The following is a 17,983-nucleotide window of genomic DNA, read 5'->3' as shown; positions in this document are numbered from 1 at the left end:
ACCAATCCGATGAAGAAAAAACAGACCAATTTGCCGGATTGGTCGGCGCTGATCCCGGTCCTCCCGGGCGACGGCCCGCGCAGCCGCGAGCTTTATGCGGCGCTCAGGCGGCTGATCGAGACCGGCGCGCTGGCCGCCGGGGCCAAATTGCCGACCACCCGGGATCTCGCACAGCGCTTCGGCCTATCGCGTTCGGCGGCGGTTGCCTGTTTTGAAATGCTGGTCTCGGAAGGCTTCGCCGTCGCCAGGATCGGTGCCGGAACCTTCGTCGCGCCTGACGTGCCGCATCTGCCGACAACACTGGTCAAGCCACGGCCACCCGAGATCGATGCCGCCACCTCGCTGCCTTGCGGCCTTGGCGTGGCGGTGTCCGATCCGCGCACGCTTAATTTGTTTCGCATCCTTCTGTCGCGCCACCTCGCTCGCCCCGGGCCGGAGCATTTCCGCTATGGCGATCCGCGCGGCGGCCTGCCGCTGCGCACGGCAATTGCCACCTATCTCAGGACCGCACGCGGCGTGCGCTGCGATGCCGGCCAGATCGTGCTGACTTCGGGCACGCAGCAGGGGCTGGATCTTCTGGTGCGCGCCGCGCTCAGCCCCGGCGATGCCGTCTGGATCGAAAACCCCTGCTATCCCATGGCGCAGGCCGTGCTGGCCGGCAGCGGCGCCAGGGTTTTTGGGGTACCGGTCGACGCGGAAGGGCTCGATCCCGAGATCGGCGAAAGCCTGTGCTCCAAGGCGCGCGCGGCCTATGTCACGCCCTCGCATCAATATCCGCTCGGCGTGACGATGACGATGCGCCGCCGTCTCGCTTTGCTCGACTGGGCTCGGCGCATCGATGCCTGGATCATCGAGGACGACTACGACAGCGAGTTCCGCTATGCCGGCCCGCCGCTGACCTCGCTGCAGGGCATGGACGGTTCAGACCGTGTCGCCTATCTCGGCACCTTCTCGAAAATCCTCTTCCCCGGCCTGCGCATCGGCTATGTCGTGGTGCCCGAAGCGCTGCTCGATGCCGTGATGGCGGTCAGGGCGCGCTCCGACCGCTTCCCCTCGACGCTGGCCGAAGGCGCGCTGACCGACCTGTTGAACGAAGGCCATTTCGCCGCGCATCTCCGGCGCGTGCGCCGCCGCGTCCAGGCCGCGCGCGACGTCCTGGTCGCCGGCCTCGAGGCGCATTGCGGCGATGCCCTCGAAGTAACCGTGCCCGAACAGGGGTTGCATTTGATGGCGACGCTGAAGGACGCCGGGCCGGACACCGCGATCGTCGAGGCGGCGAAGGCGGCGGGTGTCGGCGCCAGGGCCTTGTCCTCAATGTTCATCGGCGGGGCGCCTCGGCAAGGTCTGGTGCTGGGTTTTTCGGGGTTTTCGGACGAAGAGTTGATGGCCGCGACGGTGCGACTGGGTGGGGTGGTTCGGCAGCAAGCCCGGTGAGCCAACGAGAACCGCCTCATTGGTGCGCCGGCATCGAACTGTAGAGCCCCGTCAATCCCCATCCGCTGGCCCGGCCTTGCCGCACTGCGCCAGCACCTTGCCGATGGCCGCGCTGGAGCCCTTCAGCGGAAAGCTGATCTCGCCATATTTGGCTGAACTGACCGACACATCGCCTTTGCCGCGCAGCAGGTCGAGCAGCGGATCGGCTTTCGCCAGATTGACCACGAAGTAGTTGTACATGGCCTCCAGCTGCAGTGTCTTCGTTACCGTCTTGCCGTCGGCCTTGAACGCGAACGAACCGCTGATGCCAGGTTCCAGCTGCTGGCCGGCGGCACCGAGATCGTAGCTCAGCACTGGCGTGTCGAAACAGGTGAGCATCATATGCGCATCGCCTTTCGGCCCGCCGCAGACCGAAGCCGTCAGCACGCTGCCGCCCTCGTCTTCCTCCATCTTGGCGCTCCAGCCACCGCACGACGCGGCAAACGCCGGCTGCGCGGCCTGCACGACGGCCAAGGCACCAGCGACGATGAGATGTGCAATTCTCATGCATGACTCCCCCAATTGACTGCCTCCAGGGCATTTGCAGCGCCCGTCGGCAGCATATAGGAAAAGCGATCCGATGGCATTGCCCGTTGCGGCAGCCGGTCCTGTTTCGTGGAGAGTTGGATTGAGAGCCTGCGTTCGCCTGTGTCTGTCCTTTGCCGCCCTGCTTGCCTCGCCGCTCACCGCTCGTGCCGAGTGGAAGCCGGTCGAGAAAATCGAGCCCTACGCGATCTCGGGCCGGTCCGGCGCCGAACTCTACCGCTCGATCGGCGAGAAAGGGCCAAAGCTCGGCATTGCCCGCGCCATCGCCTACACCAATTTCAAGCTGACCTGGGGGTTAAGGGACTACAAGCCCAGTGGCAAGGACTGCGTGCTGACGGCCGGGCGGCCGAAGCTGATCGTCACCTACACCTTGCCAAAACCCTCCGGCTCCCTGCCGCCCGCCGTCCAGAAGAACTGGGAAACTTTCATCGCCGGCGTCGCCGCCCATGAGAAGGTGCATGGCGCCAGCATGGTCCAGATGGTCCACGACATCCAAGCCGCGACGAACGGCCTGACCGTCGCCGACGATCCCAAATGCAGCAAGACAAGGGCCGAGGTGGTGAAGCGGCTCGACGCGATCTCGAAGGCGCGGGTGCTGGCAAGCCGCGATTTCGACCGCGTCGAATTCGGCGATGGCGGCAATTTACAGAAACTGGTTTTTTCGCTCGTGACCGGCCCCTGACTGGAGCGGACCGCAGTCCGAAGTTGACGGCAGTGCTATCTTCGACCGCTGGCGCCGGCCGCTTCGCCCAGCTCACCGCGTTTCAGCGCTCGCCCTCAGCTCCGCCCGCTTCTCGTCCGAGACGACGGCCAGATCCAGCACCTTCTGCAATTCGGCGGCATGGCGGAAGGACGGTTCGGTCTGCACGCCGGATCGCACCGCGTCAGTGAAACGCTGGTAGTTGGTCGGCACCGTGCCGGCGTCGAGCTCTTCCCATATGGCGTTCTCGACGTTTTCGCCGATGCAGGCCTTGAGCGCCGAGCCGTCGAGATTATGCACCACCTCGATGCCGCCCTTCTCGCCATAGATGCGCAGGCGCAGTTCGTTGAGATGGCCCGTTGCCCAGCGGCTGGCATGCACCACGCCGAAGGCGCCGTTGGAAAAGTCCAGCGTCATGGCGAAGCTGTCATTGGCGTCTAGCCCGTAGTCGCCGATGCGGTTGCCGGGCGCCTTGTCGAAGGCGCGCAGCCGGCAGAAGACATGGTCGATGTCGACGGCTGCGCCATAGCTGGCGAAATCGAGGATGTGGATGCCGACATCGCCAAGCACGCCATTGGAGCCGTGGCCGCGTGACAGGCGCCACAGCCATTTCGGATCGGTGCGCCAGTCGCCCCAGAATTTCGACACCAGCCAGCTTTGCAGGTAGGACGCCTCGACATGCCTGACGGTGCCGATCTCGCCCGCCTGCACCATCTGGCGGGCCTTCTGCAGCGCCGCCACATTGCGATAGGTGAGGTTCACCATGTTGACGATGCCGGCGGCCTCGGCGGCGTCGGCCATCTCGGTCGCCTTGCCATAGTTTTCGGCTAGTGGCTTCTCGCACAGCACCGGCTTGCCGGCGGCTATCAGCGCCATGGTGGTCGGGTGGTGGATGCGGTCCGGCGTGACATTGGCCACCGCGTCGAACTCACCCCATGTCAGCGCCTCCTCCAGCGCGGTAAAGCGGTTGGGAATGTCAAAACTGTCGGCGAACTCGACGACCCGTGCCGGATCGACATCGACCGCGCCGACAATGTCGACGCCGTCGATGGCGGTGAAGCGCCGCGCATGTTCCTGCGCCATCCAGCCGGTGCCGAGTATCAAAAGCCGCATTCTTTGCTCCTTGGGGTGAGATGCCGGGATCCCCTCCCGGCCGACGCCCTCAAATAGCGCGTATGATGCCGCCGTCGACCCGGATGTTCTGGCCGGTGATGTAGCCGGCGCCTTCGGACGCCAGGAAGGCGATGGTCGCGGCGATCTCTTCCGAGGTGCCATAGCGCTGCATCGGCACACTGTCGCGGCGTTCTTCTGTGGCCGGCAGGCTGTCGATCCAGCCGGGCAGCACGTTGTTCATGCGCACATTGTCAGCGGCATAGGTATTGGTGAAGATCTTGGTGTAGGCGGCAAGCCCGGCGCGGAACACAGCGGACGTCGGAAACATCGGGCTCGGCTCTACCACCCAGGCGGTCGAGATGTTGATGATGGCGCCGCCCTTCTGCTTGACCATCTGCGGCGCCACGATGCGCACCGGACGGATGACGTTCAGCAGATAGACATCCATGCCGGTGTGCCATTGCTCGTCGGTGATTTCGAGGATCGGCGCGCGCGGCCCGTGGCCGCCGCTGTTGACCAGCACGTCGATGCGGCCAAAACGTTCGAGCGTCAGGTCGACGAGACGCTGCAGATCTTCATTGGATTGGTTGGAGCCGGTGACGCCCAGCCCGCCCAATTCCCCAGCCAGCGCCTCGCCTTTTCCGGACGACGAAAGAATGGCGACCTTGAAGCCGTCCGCCGCCAGCCGCTTGGCCGCCGCCGCACCCATGCCGCTGCCGCCGGCCACCACCACAGCTACTTTTTCTACACTCATCGGATTTTCCTCTCAGGGTTTGCGGGCACCGCAAGCGGTGTTTTCGGGAGCTGAGCGTTGATATAGCTGGTTTTCCCCGCTGGTTCGAACCAGAATGCCTGAAATCAACCTGTAGAAAAACTCCTGTATGCCCGAAGCCTTCCTCAGCCTGCCGCCATTGAATGCGCTGCGCGCCTTCGAAGCCTCGGCGCGTCATCTCAACTTCCGCATCGCGGCCGAAGAGCTGAACGTAACCCAAGGGGCGGTCGCCCAGCACATTCGCGGGCTGGAAGCCGATCTCGGCACAAAGCTGTTCGAGCGGCTGCCGCGCGGCCTGGCGCTTACCGATGAGGGCCGCGCCTATGTGCCCAACATCCGCCGCGCCTTCGACCTGATCTCGGAGGCGACGCTGCTGTTGCGCCCCGAACCGGCACGGCTGACGATCAGCGTGACGCCGAGCTTCGCCACTAAATGGCTGATCCCGAGGCTGCACGACTTCGTCGCGCACAATCCGCTGGTCGATCTGCGCGTTCTGGCCAGCGAGAGCCTGTCGAGCTTTCAGGCCGATGGCGTCGACATCGCGGTCAGGCAAGGCCGCCCGCCCTTCGGCGCTGGGCTGATCGTCGACCTGCTGTTTCCCCAGCAGATCGTCGCCGTCTGCAGCCCGGCCTTGCTGCCGGAAGGTGTTGCTGAAATCGCAGCCTCCGAAATCCAGCACCATGTGCTGCTGCACGATGCCCACAATCTGTGGCCGGAATTCATGGAGAAAGCGGTCGGCCTGAAGATGACGACCGAATTGAAACGGATGCGCTTCAACCAGACGGGCCTCGCCATCGACGCGGCCGTCGCCGGCCAGGGCATTGCGCTGGCCAGCCGCTTCCTCGTAGCCGCTGATCTCGCCACGGGCCGCCTGGTTCAGCCCGTCAGCGGCGAAATGCGCGGCACGCAGGATTTTTATGTCGTGATGCCGAGAAAACAGCGCCACCCCGAGCCTACGCAAGCCGTGCGGCAATGGTTGCTCGATGCCGGAGACGGGCTGCCAGTCTAGATCGGCAGCAAGGCGTCGGGCTTCACATTGGCGATCGAAGCGTAGGTGTGTGTCTCCCGCACCCCGGGCAGCGGCAGGATGACGCGCTGCAGGAAATCCTGGAACATCGCCATGTCGGCGATGCGCGCCTTGACCAGATAGTCGAAGCCGCCGACCACCATGTGGCATTCGATGATCTCAGGCGCCCGCAGAACCGCCTCGGCGAAGCGGTCGAACACATGCGGCGCCGTGTGGTCGAGCCGCACCTCGATGAAGACGAGCTGCGCCTGCCCGATCCGGGCCGGATCGAGCACCGCGCGCACGGCGCGGATGAAGCCTTCGGCGAACAGCCGCTTGACGCGCTGCGTCGCCCCGGTCGGCGACAGGCCGACCCGGCGCGCCAGATCGAGCGTCGTGCGGCGGCCGTCCTCCTGCAACAAACGCAGCAGCGAGCGGTCGATACGGTCGAGATCGTCCATTTCAGGATCACACTTTTTGAGCAGACCAAACGTGATAATCACGCCAAAATAGCAAAAACAGTATATTTCATCACGCTCCCGGACCGCAATACCGTTGTCGTGCAACCGACAACGAAAGCGGATCCCATGACATCAGCGATATCGACCTCCCGCAGCGCCCAGGCCAAGGGTGACATGCCCGTACTCATCCTGAGCGAGGCCGAGGTGAAAACCTGCATCGACCTGCGCCAGCTTCTCGACGTGCTCGATGGCGGCTTCAAGGCCTTGTCCGGCGGCAAGGTGGTCAAACCGGCACGGCCGCAGCTCGATGTTCCGCAGGCCGGCTATTCGCTGGCGATGTCGGCATGGATAGCGGGCATGCATCTGACGGTGAAGATCGTCAACGTCTTCGAGGGCAACGTCGCCAAAGGCATCCCCAGCCACCTCGCCACCATCCATCTGTTCGACCCGCAGACGGGCATGCCGGTCTGCGTCATGGACGGCACCTACATCACCGCCGTGCGCACCTCCGGCTCGGCCGTGCTTTCGGTGCGTGAACTCGCCCGCCGCGACGCCAAGGTCGCGACGGTGGTCGGCGCCGGTGTGCAGGCCGGCCAGCATCTGCATCTTCTGCCGCTGGTGCGCGACTTCACCGAGATCCGCGTCGTCTCGAAGGAATTCGCCGATGCGCAGGCGCTTGCCGCGCAACATCCCGGCGTTGTTGCCGTCGCCGATATAGAGGCCGCGGTGCGCTCGTCCGACGTCGTCTGCCTGGCAACGCATTCCTATGCGCCGGTGATCTCGGCCGACTGGGTGCGGCCCGGCACTCACATCTCATCGGTCGGCGTCGCCCCGCCCGGCGGCGAATTGCCGGTCCAACTTATCAGCCGGGCCAGCCTGTTCGTCGAGACCAGGGACGCCTTTGCTCCGACGCCGGTCGGCTCTTGCGAACTGGCGGGCATTGATCCGAAAGCCGGAATCGAGCTCGGCGACATGCTGCTCGGGCGGCGGCCGGGACGGGTCAGCGCCGATCAGGTCACCGTCTACAAGGCCATGGGCGTCGCCATGGAAGACATGGTGGCCGCCGACCTCGCCTACCGCGAGGCGGTTCGGCGGGGAATGGGACGTGTAGTTGCGCTGTAGCGGAGCCGCTCAATTGTGGAGCCAGCGCCGCCCGTCGATAGGATCGTCCTTCTCCCCGTTTACGGGGAGAAGATGGCGGCAGCCAGATGAGGGGCGGCACCAACGTGGAGGGTTGGGACCAGCCCCTACCCCTCCACCGTCTCCAGCACGCTCAGCAGCGCGCCCTCCATGTCAGGCTCGTCGCCGGAGCAGACGCACAGCATCTCGGCGTCGCCCTCGCCCACCGACAGGTAGGCGTGACCCATGGTGGAATCGATATAGACGCTGTCGCCCTGTTTCAGCCGCACCGGCGCGTACTGGTCGGTGTGCAGCTCGATCTCGCCCTTGAGCACGATCAAAAATTCCTCGCCGGCATGCCTGGTCAGCGGCCCGAATTCCTGCGGCGTGCGGGCGCGCGCATAGGCGTGGATCGGCACCATGCGCTTGCGCACCAGATCGGTGGCCAGATAGCGGTAATCGTAGTTGCGGGTCAGCTGGCGCAGCGTGTTGGACTGCGAGGTCACCGAACGACGGGTGCGCGCGGCCGGCTGCTTGCGGTCCCCGCTCAGCAACTCGGTGACATGGATGCTCAGCCCCTCGCAGACCTGCAGCAGCTTGTCGTAGCTCAGCGACATCTGGTCGTTCTCGACTTTGGACAGCGTCGACACCGCGACGCCGGTCAGCGTGCTGACCTCCTGCAAGGTCCAGCCATGCGTCTTTCTCAAGCCGCGCAGACAATCACCGAGGTTCGGTTGCTCCGACATCGTCAGCTCCTGGCGCGGCCACTGAGCCGCTTCTTCACCCTTGGTAGTCCAACTCCCTGCCGCCATCAACAACGCTAATAATTTTCTTATACGCTAAATATTGACTGATACGAAATTATTTCTACCCCTAGAGCATGCAGTCCAAGTCTCTCCAAAAAATCGTCGTCATCGGCGGCGGCATTGCCGGCCTTTCGCTGGCGGCGGCCGTGCAATCCTGGGCCGAGATCACCGTGCTCGAGCGCGAGCTGCATCTCGGCTACCACGCCAGCGGCCGCTCCGCGGCGCTGTTTTCCGAAACCTATGGCAATGCGCTGGTGCGGGCGCTATCGCTGGCCAGCCGGCAGGCGATCATCGATGGCGGCTTCGCCGCCCACCGGCGCGGCGCGCTGCACGTCGGCGGTGTCGAAGACAGTGCAGCCGTCGACCGCATGGCGGCCGAGATGCAGGCGCTGGTGCCGAGCGTACGGCGCCTGTCGGCCACGGAAGTCACCGCGCTGGTGCCGGTCATCGCCACGGCAACCACCTGCGGCGGCGTCCATGAACCCGGCGCGCTCGATGTCGACACGGGAAAGATGCTTGCGGCTTCAGCCTCCGCGCTCAAGGCCGGCGGCGGCGTGATCCGCACCGGCCAGGAAGTGCTGGAGATTTCTCGCGTCGCAAACGGCTTCAGCGTCACCACCAGTGCCGGCGCCTACCAGGCCGACATCGTCGTCGACGCCGCTGGCGCCTGGGTCGATGTCGTCGCCGGGCTGGCCGGTCTCTCCGGTCTCGGCTTCCGGCCGAAGCGCCGCACCGCCTTCCTGTTCGATCCACCCGCCGGCACGGACATCAGCGCCTGGCCGCTGGTGGTCGATTTGCATGAACAATTCTACTTCAAGCCCGATGCCGGCAGGTTGATCGGCTCGCTGGCCGACGAGACCGATTCCGAACCCTGCGACGCCTTTCCGGAAGACATCGACGTCGCCATCGCCGTCGACCGCATCGAACAGGCGACGTCGCTGCGCATCGGCCGTCCGTCGACGCCGTGGGCTGGCCTGCGCACCTTTTCGCCCGACCGCACGCCGGTCATCGGTTTCGACCCGCGCCTGCCCGGCTTCTTCTGGCTTGGCGGCCAAGGCGGCTACGGCTTCCAGGTGTCGCTGACGCTGGCGCGGCTGGGTGCGGCGCTGCTGCGCGGCCAGCCGCTGCCGGACGATCTCACGGCACGCGGTATCACCTCCGCCGCGCTTGCGCCCGACCGTTTCATCACCCCGGCGGCGACGCCATGAACTTCACCGGCCTGCCCTTCCCTCAACCCGTAAAGTGTCATCAGGAGCGTTTGCGATGAAATCCGTTCTGCGCGCAGTCCTTACCTCGTCCTTGCTGGCCTCGTCCGTCCTTCTTGGCGGACAGGCCTACGCCAAAACCCTGGTCTATTGCTCGGAAGCCAATCCCGAAACCTTCAACCCGGCGATCGGCACGGCGGACTCCACCATGGATGCCGCCGCCAAGACGATCTTCAACCGGCTGGTCGAGTTCAAGCCTGGCACCACCGAGGTCGGGCCGGCGCTGGCCGAAAGCTGGGAGGTCTCAGCCGACGGCAAGATCTACACGTTCCACCTACGCCACGGCGTGAAATTCCAGTCGAACGACCACTTTACACCGTCGCGCGAGTTCAATGCCGACGACGTGCTGTACACCTTCAACCGCCAGCGCGACGCCAGCAATCCCTACCACAAGCTCGGCGGCGGCGCTTACGAGTACTTCAACGCACTGGGCATGGGCTCGCTGATCGACAAGATCGACAAGGTCGACGACCACACCGTGCGCTTCTCCCTGACGGCGGCCAACGTCACCTTCCTGCCCGGCATTGCGCTCGACTATCTCTCTATCCTGTCGTTGGAGCAGACCGAAAAGATGGTCGCCGCCGGCACGCCGGAACTGATCGATAGCGAGCCCGTCGGCACCGGCCCGTTCGTGCTGCAGGCCTATGTGCCCGACAGCCAGATCCGCTACGCCGCCAACAAGGATTACTGGCGCGGCGCGCCGAAGATCGACACGCTGGTGTTCGCCGTCACGCCCGAACCGACCACGCGCGTCGAGCGTCTCAAGGCCAATGAGTGCCAGGTCGCCGCCCCGCCGCCGCCAAGCGCCGTCGCCGATTTGCGCACCGACCCCGACATCACCGTGCTCGACCTCAAGGGCCAGAACATCGGCATTCTCGGCTTCAATGTCGAACACCAGCCGCTCGGCGATGTGCGCGTGCGCATGGCGCTGGCCAAGGCCGTCGACCGCAAGGCGATCGTCGACGCCGTCTATGCCGGCGCCGGCACGGTCGCCGGCAGCGTCGTGCCGCCGGCGCAGATCGGGGCCGTCACCGACGCCGGCATCGACTATGACCCGGATGGCGCGAAGGCGCTGCTGAAGGAAGCCGGCCACGAGAGCGACCTGAAGATCAGCCTGTGGGCGATGCCGGTATCGCGGCCCTACAATCCCAATGCCAAGCGCATGGCCGAGATGATCCAGGCCGACTGGGCGAAAGTCGGCGTCAATGCCGAGATCGTCAGCTTTGAATGGGGCGAATATCTCAAGCGCACCGCGGCGGGCGAACAGGACGCCTATCTGCTCGGCGGCAGCAGCGACAATGGCGACCCCGACAACATGCTGAGCTACCTGCTGTCCTGCGACGGCGTGAAGGGCGGCTCCAACCGCTCGCGCTGGTGCGATCCGGCCTTCGAGAAGCTGCTGCAGGACGGTCGCGTCGCCGCCGATCCGAAACAGCGCGCCGACATCTACGCCAGGGCGCAAGCGATCCTGAAGGTCGAGGTGCCGGTGGCGCCGATCGCCCATTCGGTGGTGGCGATCCCGATCCGCAAGAGCGTGCTCAACTACGTGCTCGACCCCTTCGGCCGGCAGAACTTTGCCGCTGTCGATATGGCGGAGTGAAGCTTGGCGACCCTGCCCTCGGGCCCGGCCGGGGGACGCACCGACATGAATAAAACCAGTAATTTGGCGGCGAAAGCAGAATCCATGCGTGAAGACCTCAACGCTCTCCTCAAAGCCTATCTCACCGATGGCGCGGTGGGCGCATCACTCGCATACTCCACTGGCGCCGCACCAACCGCCATCACTGCCGGCCTCGCCGACCGGGAGCATGGCGTTGCCGTCTCGCCCGACCGCCTGTTCAAGATCGGCAGTTGCACCAAGACCTTCGTCGCCGCCGCATTGGTCAAGCTCGCTCAGGACGGCAAGCTCGAGCTCGGCGCACCGATCGCCTACTGGTTTCCCGACCTCCCAGGAGCAAAAGACATTTCGGTGCGCCAGCTGATCAACCACCGCAGCGGCCTGCCGGAGTTTGAATATTACATTCCGATGGATCCGAGCCGGCAATGGACGCCGCAACAGCTGGTCGACATAGCCTTCGTTTCCGACAAGCAGAAGGCGCCAGGCGGGCCCGCCGTCTACAACAACACCGGCTATGTGCTGGCCGGCATGGTGATCGAGGCTGTCACCGGCCAGTCGCTGGGCGGCTATGTCAGAAGCGCGGTGCTGCACCCGCTCGGCCTGGAGAATACTTGGTCGCCGGCAACCGAGGCCTTTCCGGAGAAATCGATGGTGCGCGGCTATTACCACCGGCCGCCGCCGGCGGCGAATGCGCCCGCCGATATCGCCTCGGGCGGCGAGATGTGGCGCATGGACGGCGTGCTGCCCTACTCCGACGACTTGCAGGATTCCTCCGATTCCTTCCCGTTCGGCGCCGCTTATGGCTGCGGCGACATGGTGTCGACGCCGTCGGATATGGTGGCCTTCACGCGCGGTCTCTTTTCCGGAAAGCTGCTGTCGCCGCCCTTCTTCGACGAAATGTTCGAACATCGCGTCCCGGCGAGTTTTCCGGGCACCCGCATGCGCGAAACCGGTGCCGGCATGTTCCAGAGCGCCTACGCCAACCGCGCCTTCTACGGCCATCAGGGCAGCATCCCCGGCTACGTCGCCGTGATGCTGCACGACCCGCTGTCCGGCCTGACCATCGCCATGACCAGCAATGTCGGCTCCGGCAACCGGCTGTCCTTCCAGGCCAGTGGCCTCCATCCGGTGGTCGATAAGGCGATCAGGATAGCTCTTGGATGAAGGGTAGGGCCTATTCTGCGCCGCTACATTCGCCTCATGGCGCCAGAGCGCGAAGCGCGGCGTTGGCGGCGATGCTTTCATAGAAATCCTTCGGGCAATCGCTGGCGGCGAGCCGGTAAAGCCGCAAAGCTTCATCGTTATATGCATGGAGTTGGCTGAGTTCGGCAGTGTAGAAATTGGCCTCGCACACCTGTCCGGTTTTCGTAGCCGCGTCCGGATCATCGGCGGCGGCGAGCGTTTCGGCCGGCGTCTTCTCGCCGAGCAGCATGCGAACCACCGGCGCCGGCCACTTCGTCATGTCGAGCTTGCCAATTGCATCCTGCAAATGGCCCGCCGCTCCGTTGCGCCGCTCCACGATGTCCAGCCAGATCGCAAAATAGGCGTTGTCGGGCGCCAGCCCCGCCCCTTGCTCGAAGTCCACCTGCGCCTTGGCAGGCGTGTCCGAATACAAATAGACGATGCCCCGACCCAGAAAGGCATAGGCATATTTCGGATCGATACTGGTCGCCTTGTCATAGTCAGCGATGGCGCGGGCATAGTCCCCCTTTGCCCACAATACCATGGCTCGGTTGCCGTAATCTTCGGACGCCGGATCCAGATCGATGACGTGGTTATAGTCATCCAAGGCGCGGTCGTAATTGCCCTTCCTATGCCAAATCTCGCCTCGACCGATATAGAATTTGGCATCTTTGGGATCGAGGCCAATCGCCTTGTCGTAGTCGGCGATGGCGCGATCATCATTGCCCTTCCTATGCCAGGCCAGGCCGCGGTTGCCGTAAGCAGCGCTGTCTTTCGGACCGAGCGTAATTGCCCGGCTATAGTCCGCGATGGTTCGGTCGTAGTCGTGCTTTGCAAACCAGGCCCGGCCCCTGTTGTAGTAGGCAATGCCTAATTTCGGATCGAGAGTGATGGCCTTATCGTAATCGACGATGGCGCGGTCGTATTGGCCCTTATCCACCAAAATCACGCCTCGATTGACGTAAGCACGGAGATATTTCGGATCAACTTCTATTGCCTTGGTGTAGTCGGCCATCGCACGGTCCTGCTTGCCCTTTTGCGACCATAGCAGGCCTCGATTGTAGTAAGCGCCCGCGTACTTCGGATCGAGAGCCATGGCTTGGTCGTAGTCGGCCATGGCGCGGTCGTAATCGCCTTTGGTCGCCCAAATCAGACCTCGATTGGTGTAGGCATCTGCACTCGGATGGAGGCTGACCGCCTGGTCGCTGTCGGCCATGGCATGGTCATAGTCGCCCTTGGCAATCCATGCCATCGCTCGATTGTAGTAAGCACTCGCAAACTTGGGGTCGAGGCCAATGGCCTGATCGAAATCGGCCATAGCGCGATCCAAGTCGCCCTTGGCCGCAAATGCGGCACCCCGGTTGTTGTAGGTTTCGACTCGTTTCGGGTCGAGATCGAGCGCCTTGGTGTAGTCGGCAAGAGCACGATCATTGTCGCCTTTTCTGAACCAGGCATAGCCTCGACCGTTGTAGGCGTCGGCGCGTTTTGGATCGATGCCGATCGCCTTCTCGAAATCGGCCATAGCCTGGTCGAAATCATCTTTGTGGACCTCGATCAGGCCCCGATTCAAGTAGGCGTCGACCTGCGCGGGTTCGAGGCGGATTGCCTGATCGATATCGGCGATTGCGCGGCCATCGTCGCCCTTCACACTCCAGCCAGCGCCGCGCCTGAGGTAAGCGGTGCTGCGCTCATCAACGCGTCTGGCCGCATCGTCGATGACGTATGTGCAGGCCTCCATTTGCCGAGCGCTACCGGCGACTTGGCCAACGCAGTCGGCAAAGTTTACGTCAGCCGCGCCACACCCTGCCAGTGCCAGCAAGGCGGCAACGCAGGTCAGCTCTCGCCAGGAAAGCCAAAGCAGCTTCAGAACCGATCCGATCGACTCGCCCCCTATGTAAGGCAGTTGCGCAAAATCTTGCTCAACGGTTTGACTGTAATCGATAAGTTTTTTGAGCAATCGCCAAAATGTCTACTTGAAAAGGCGCCCTCCAGCCTTCGTCCGTCCAGATCAGGCGCAAGAGGCGCAGCAGCGTTGCGCGCTCTTTCTTCGTCAGCCGATGCAGGAAGCGGTCCTCGTGTCGGCGAACCTGCTGCCGCCACCCAGACATCGCCGCCCGGGCGGCCTGAGCAACGGCGAGCATCTACGCGCGCCCGTCGCCGGCATGATCGAAGGAATTCCTGCTCACCGATGCGCTGCCGCGCACCGGTCGGCGGACAGGACTGAGGCGTCGATCAGACCGCAGGCGCACCGCGAAAAATCGTAACGGCCGCCGCGACGATTTCCGCATTGTCCTTGGCTGCCCTGCCATCGGCGAGCGTCTTGCCGTCTTCCAGACCGACCCGTGTCGACCAACGCTTGCGATGCGCAAGTTTGACGAAGGGCCAGACAGTTGCATCAACGCCATGCAGCAGGATCGGCCGCCGTACCCCGGCGCGCTCGAGCACGGCGACGATGCCAGGCGCTTCGTCGAGTGCAGCGGACAGGTCCGGGATGTCGATCTCGATCAGAATGCGCAGCACCTGGTCGTGGCCGGGAAGCGCTACGAAGCGCTCGGCATCGGCGACAACGGCAAGCCCCGCCTCGATGCCGACACCACGCTGGCGCAGCAGTTCCATCACGGCGGGCGCATCCGCTTCGGACAGGTTGACCGAAGCATAGTCAGGCAGGTCTCGCCAGCCGGCGATCGCCGTGCGGGTCCGCTCGACGTCGTTCTCGATCCAGGCGCCGGTCGACACGCCGACCAGTGTTCCCGGGCAGGTCCGGCGCACCGCCAGCACGGTGGCGTCGACGGCTGCCAGGCTTTCGCGCCCGTCAGTGCCGCGCGGATGGATGTGCAGTTCGGCCGCTCCAGCGGCGACGCAGGCTGCCGCATCGTTGGCCATTGCCTCGGCAGTCAGCGGCAGCTTCGGGTGGAAATCGCGCACGCGCGCGCCGTTGATGCAGGCCTGGACGATCATCGGTCTCACCTTGCGCATTGACAGTCTAATCACGCGGCGGTGAAGCCGCCAATCTCCCCCCTCGTGGGGGAGATGCCCGGCAGGGCAGAGGGGGGCGTGACAGATCTCCAGCCTCTCTGATCTACAACTTCATTTCATCAAGCGTGCAGGCTGCGAAACAGATCGAAAATCTGATTGTTCAGGTCGGCAGGACAGCGCCCCCCTCTGTCCTGCCGGACATCTTCCCCACACGGGGAGATCGGCAGCATCAACGCCGCGCGCCTCCCCGCAACATTCGGCGGCATTTGAATAAAAGCCGCTTGTGGATATTTACCCGGCGTTCCCTCGTCTCCGGCAAGGTCTTCTAGGGCGGGATCATGGAGGGACCATTGACCAGCGATTTTTCAGCCGCCCGCATCCACCTCGAACGCGCCTATCATTATCTGCAAGGCAACGACGAGACGAGTCGCGCGGCCTGTGAAGCGCTCGATCTGTTGATCGAAGCGGTGACGGAGGCGCAGCACAGGCGACCCGAGGCTGGAGTGCTGGAGTTTCCGCAATCGACGGCGCGCCGAACCGGATAGAATGCGGCGAGTTTCAGGTCAGTTCGGCCTGGCCTGAAACTCGCCGCACCCGGATCACGATGCCTTGCGGGCCGTCGCTCCCTTGGTCGCACGCGCGACAATTCGTTCCAGCGGCTCTGGCCGGTGCAGCAAAAATCCCTGGCCGAAGGCGACGCCCATGTCGCTCAACATGGCCAGCGTGTCCTGCTGTTCGATCTTCTCGCCGACCACGTCACAGCCGAGGCTGCGGGCGATGCTGGTGATGGCCAGCACGATCTCGCGGTCGAAACGGCTTTGCGTGATGTGTTCGATGAAGGAACCGTCGATCTTGATCGTGTCGACGGGGAACCGCCGGAGATATTCGAACGAGCTCATACCGGCGCCGAAATCATCAAGGCTGACCCGGCAGTGCCGCTCGCGCGCCTTGCGCACAAACTGTTCGGCCGCGTCGAAATTGGTGACGGCGGCGGTTTCGGTGATCTCGAAGCCGATGCCCGAATGCGGCGCCCCGGTTTCTTCTATGACGTTGTCCACGAAGTCCCAAAGCTGCGGGTCGCTCAGCGTCTGCGCCGACAGATTGAAGCCAAGCGTCAACGCCCCCGAACGCAAGGCGGCACCATGCCGCGACAGCGCGGTGCGGATGATCCAGCGGTCGAGCCGCGACGCGATGCCGAACCGCTCGGCCACCGGAATGAACTCGCCGGGTGGCACCAGCCGGCCGTTGCGGGCGGCGAGCCTGGCCAACACTTCGACATGGCGGCTTTCCAGCCAGGGACGGCCCAGCCGATGGATTTCCTGGCCAAACAGCTTCAGCCTTCCGTCTTCCATGGCATCGACCGTATCGGCGACGACGCGCGCCGCGTTGAGGCCACCCGAACCCGATGCCGTATCGGTGGAGAAGACGGCAAATCGGTTCCGCCCGGCGGCCTTGGCCGCGTAGCAGGCGTCGTCGGCGCAGGCCAGCGCGTCGGCCACCGTCGTGTTGGCGTCATCGACGAAAGCGATGCCGATTGAGGCCGCCAGCTTGCGCGACGTGGCCGTCGATCCTAGTTCGGCATCGCGAACCGCGGCAAGTACCGCGTCGGCCAGCATCCCGGCCTGCGCCGTATCGCAATTGGGCATCAGCAGCGCGAACTCGTCACCGCCCAGGCGCGCGGCATGCGCCGTCGGGGGAAGGCAGCCCAGAATGCCTAGGGCAACGCTTTTCAGTGCCAGGTCGCCGGCCGCGTGGCCGGCAAAATCGTTGAGCGCCTTGAAGTAGTCGAGATCGACGTAGAACACGGAAAGCGGCAGCAACTGCGGGGCCGCGATGTGATCGGCCAGCAGCCGGTCGAACGCGGCGCGGTTCAAGAGACCGGTGAGCGCGTCATGGCGGGCCGCATAGGCAAGCTCCTGCTCGCGCTGCTTGTCTTCGGTGATGTCGCGCACCGTGCCCAGGATCTGCCCCGCCAGCCGGCGGTCCGGGATTTGCGGGTCGGCGATGAAACGCAGCAGGGATTCTATGTGCCGGACCTCTCCGTCGCGCCGGACGATGCGGTATTGCACGGCGGTGACCTTGTCCGTTTCGAGCGGCACCAGATGCGCGCGCGACGCGGCCTCCTTATCATCCGGATGCAGATAGCCGAACCAGTGGTCGCGCTCGACTTCGGCGGTGTCGGAGACAAGCCCGAAAATCTCCCTGGTGCGTTCGTCCCAATAGCTTTTGCCGGTGGCGAGGTCGTGGTGCCAGATGCCGGTACCGCTGGCGGCAAGCGCCAGGCGGAAGCGCACATTGACCTGCTCGAGTTCGGCTTCGGCCGCCTTCTGCTTGGAGATGTCGGTCTGCACACCCATCAGCCTGAGCGGCTTTCCCATCGCGTCGCGCTCGACGGCGCCGCCGCGATCGAGCACCCACACCCAGTGTCCCTGCTTGTGCTTCAGCCGCAATTCGGTCTCGATGGCGTCGGTCAGGCCGGCAATGTGGCGGTCGCCGCTGGCCAGCGCCCGCTCGCGGTCGTCGGGATGGGTCAGTTGCAGCCACAGGTCGCTGGTGTTGGCAAGTTCGCTCTCATCGTAGCCCAGCATCCGCGCCCAGGTCGCGGAATAGAAGCAGTCGCCGGTTACAAGATCCCAGTCCCAGACACCAAGATGGGCGCGCTCCAGGGCCTTGGCCCAGAACGTTCCATTGCGACTTTTCTTGCCCTGACGCGCCATCGTCTGCTTCGCCTGCTCCACCGCAGGGCAATCTGCGGCAAAACCAGAGAAGAAACAGTTACCGCGGCGATGGCGGGCTGCTTTGTTGGCTCCTCACCTGCCGCCTCTGCTCTTCGATTGGCCGGCAAGAACCGGAGTTTCGCATCGGCCGGATGTTCCTAGTCATGGCTCCAGGTCATCGCCAATCCGATGATCCCGGATCATCGGCGGCGCCGATGATCACGTTGCA

The 17,983-nt window shown here is 64.3% G+C and carries 17 protein-coding genes; 8 read left to right on the top strand and 9 right to left on the bottom strand.

All coding sequences use genetic code 11. The features are described 5' to 3' along the window. Window positions 1-9: 9 nt before the first annotated feature. Window positions 10-1,434, top strand: coding sequence for a MocR-like pyridoxine biosynthesis transcription factor PdxR (pdxR, locus tag AC0L24_RS23885; protein WP_127809848.1), 1,425 nt, complete (start codon window positions 10-12; stop codon window positions 1,432-1,434). 51 nt (window positions 1,435-1,485) lie between these two features. On the opposite strand, the gene AC0L24_RS23880 is transcribed toward pdxR, so the two are convergent. Then, window positions 1,486-1,980 (bottom strand): hypothetical protein, encoded by a 495-nt coding sequence (locus AC0L24_RS23880; protein ID WP_245481703.1) that lies wholly within the window; start codon window positions 1,978-1,980, stop codon window positions 1,486-1,488. Window positions 1,981-2,101: 121 nt separating this feature from the next. Between AC0L24_RS23880 and AC0L24_RS23875 the strand changes: the two genes are divergently transcribed. Then, window positions 2,102-2,701, top strand: coding sequence for a DUF922 domain-containing Zn-dependent protease (locus AC0L24_RS23875; RefSeq protein WP_127809847.1), 600 nt, complete (start codon window positions 2,102-2,104; stop codon window positions 2,699-2,701). Window positions 2,702-2,773: 72 nt separating this feature from the next. Here AC0L24_RS23875 and AC0L24_RS23870 read toward each other — a convergent pair whose 3' ends face one another. After that, the gene (locus AC0L24_RS23870) at window positions 2,774-3,832 is read right to left on the bottom strand and encodes a Gfo/Idh/MocA family protein (protein ID WP_127809846.1); all 1,059 of its coding nucleotides are present in this window, start codon (window positions 3,830-3,832) and stop codon (window positions 2,774-2,776) included. Window positions 3,833-3,881: 49 nt separating this feature from the next. Beyond that, a complete protein-coding gene (locus tag AC0L24_RS23865) occupies window positions 3,882-4,586 on the bottom strand; it encodes an SDR family oxidoreductase (protein ID WP_127809845.1) in 705 nt (234 codons plus the stop codon). Between the two features lie 127 nt (window positions 4,587-4,713). Between AC0L24_RS23865 and AC0L24_RS23860 the strand changes: the two genes are divergently transcribed. Continuing rightward, window positions 4,714-5,613, top strand: a complete 900-nt coding sequence (locus tag AC0L24_RS23860) for a LysR substrate-binding domain-containing protein (RefSeq protein ID WP_127809844.1) — start codon at window positions 4,714-4,716, stop codon at window positions 5,611-5,613. On the opposite strand, the gene AC0L24_RS23855 is transcribed toward AC0L24_RS23860, so the two are convergent. Next, the gene (locus AC0L24_RS23855; protein WP_023813853.1) at window positions 5,610-6,071 is read right to left on the bottom strand and encodes an Lrp/AsnC ligand binding domain-containing protein; all 462 of its coding nucleotides are present in this window, start codon (window positions 6,069-6,071) and stop codon (window positions 5,610-5,612) included. The genes AC0L24_RS23860 and AC0L24_RS23855 overlap by 4 nt on opposite strands. 126 nt (window positions 6,072-6,197) lie before the next feature. On the opposite strand from AC0L24_RS23855, the gene AC0L24_RS23850 reads away from it, so the two are divergent. Next, the gene (locus AC0L24_RS23850; RefSeq protein WP_127809843.1) at window positions 6,198-7,193 is read left to right on the top strand and encodes an ornithine cyclodeaminase family protein; all 996 of its coding nucleotides are present in this window, start codon (window positions 6,198-6,200) and stop codon (window positions 7,191-7,193) included. 125 nt (window positions 7,194-7,318) lie between these two features. Here AC0L24_RS23850 and AC0L24_RS23845 read toward each other — a convergent pair whose 3' ends face one another. Then, complete coding sequence (locus AC0L24_RS23845) at window positions 7,319-7,936, bottom strand: helix-turn-helix domain-containing protein (protein WP_127809842.1); 618 nt, start codon at window positions 7,934-7,936, stop codon at window positions 7,319-7,321. A gap of 134 nt (window positions 7,937-8,070) precedes the next feature. On the opposite strand from AC0L24_RS23845, the gene AC0L24_RS23840 reads away from it, so the two are divergent. From AC0L24_RS23840 to AC0L24_RS23830, 3 genes are all read left to right on the top strand, one after another. Further along, window positions 8,071-9,204, top strand: a complete 1,134-nt coding sequence (locus tag AC0L24_RS23840) for an NAD(P)/FAD-dependent oxidoreductase (RefSeq protein WP_127809841.1) — start codon at window positions 8,071-8,073, stop codon at window positions 9,202-9,204. Between the two features lie 55 nt (window positions 9,205-9,259). Further along, window positions 9,260-10,861: an ABC transporter substrate-binding protein gene (locus tag AC0L24_RS23835; protein ID WP_473564193.1), complete on the top strand. Its 1,602-nt coding sequence runs from the start codon at window positions 9,260-9,262 to the stop codon at window positions 10,859-10,861. An 84-nt stretch (window positions 10,862-10,945) separates the two neighbouring features. Beyond that, a complete protein-coding gene (locus tag AC0L24_RS23830; protein WP_127809839.1) occupies window positions 10,946-12,043 on the top strand; it encodes a serine hydrolase domain-containing protein in 1,098 nt (365 codons plus the stop codon). Window positions 12,044-12,077: 34 nt separating this feature from the next. On the opposite strand, the gene AC0L24_RS23825 is transcribed toward AC0L24_RS23830, so the two are convergent. The 3 genes from AC0L24_RS23825 to AC0L24_RS23815 all read right to left on the bottom strand — a co-directional run bounded on the left by AC0L24_RS23825 (window position 12,078) and on the right by AC0L24_RS23815 (window position 15,019). Beyond that, window positions 12,078-14,018 (bottom strand): tetratricopeptide repeat protein, encoded by a 1,941-nt coding sequence (locus AC0L24_RS23825; protein ID WP_473564192.1) that lies wholly within the window; start codon window positions 14,016-14,018, stop codon window positions 12,078-12,080. After that, window positions 13,981-14,202 (bottom strand): hypothetical protein, encoded by a 222-nt coding sequence (locus AC0L24_RS23820; protein WP_473564191.1) that lies wholly within the window; start codon window positions 14,200-14,202, stop codon window positions 13,981-13,983. Before AC0L24_RS23820 ends, AC0L24_RS23825 begins: the two co-directional genes overlap by 38 nt. 91 nt (window positions 14,203-14,293) lie before the next feature. Beyond that, window positions 14,294-15,019, bottom strand: a complete 726-nt coding sequence (locus AC0L24_RS23815) for a 3-keto-5-aminohexanoate cleavage protein (protein WP_127809837.1) — start codon at window positions 15,017-15,019, stop codon at window positions 14,294-14,296. Window positions 15,020-15,387: 368 nt separating this feature from the next. Between AC0L24_RS23815 and AC0L24_RS23810 the strand changes: the two genes are divergently transcribed. Then, the gene (locus AC0L24_RS23810) at window positions 15,388-15,582 is read left to right on the top strand and encodes a hypothetical protein (RefSeq protein ID WP_164748793.1); all 195 of its coding nucleotides are present in this window, start codon (window positions 15,388-15,390) and stop codon (window positions 15,580-15,582) included. A gap of 54 nt (window positions 15,583-15,636) precedes the next feature. On the opposite strand, the gene AC0L24_RS23805 is transcribed toward AC0L24_RS23810, so the two are convergent. Then, window positions 15,637-17,754 (bottom strand): EAL domain-containing protein, encoded by a 2,118-nt coding sequence (locus AC0L24_RS23805; RefSeq protein ID WP_127809836.1) that lies wholly within the window; start codon window positions 17,752-17,754, stop codon window positions 15,637-15,639. Window positions 17,755-17,983 lie beyond the last annotated feature (229 nt).

It is taken from the genome of Mesorhizobium sp. WSM4809 (genome assembly GCF_055811655.1).
The sequence above is the reverse complement of the archived record's forward strand: the minus strand, read 5'-3'. Positions and strand labels throughout refer to the sequence as shown.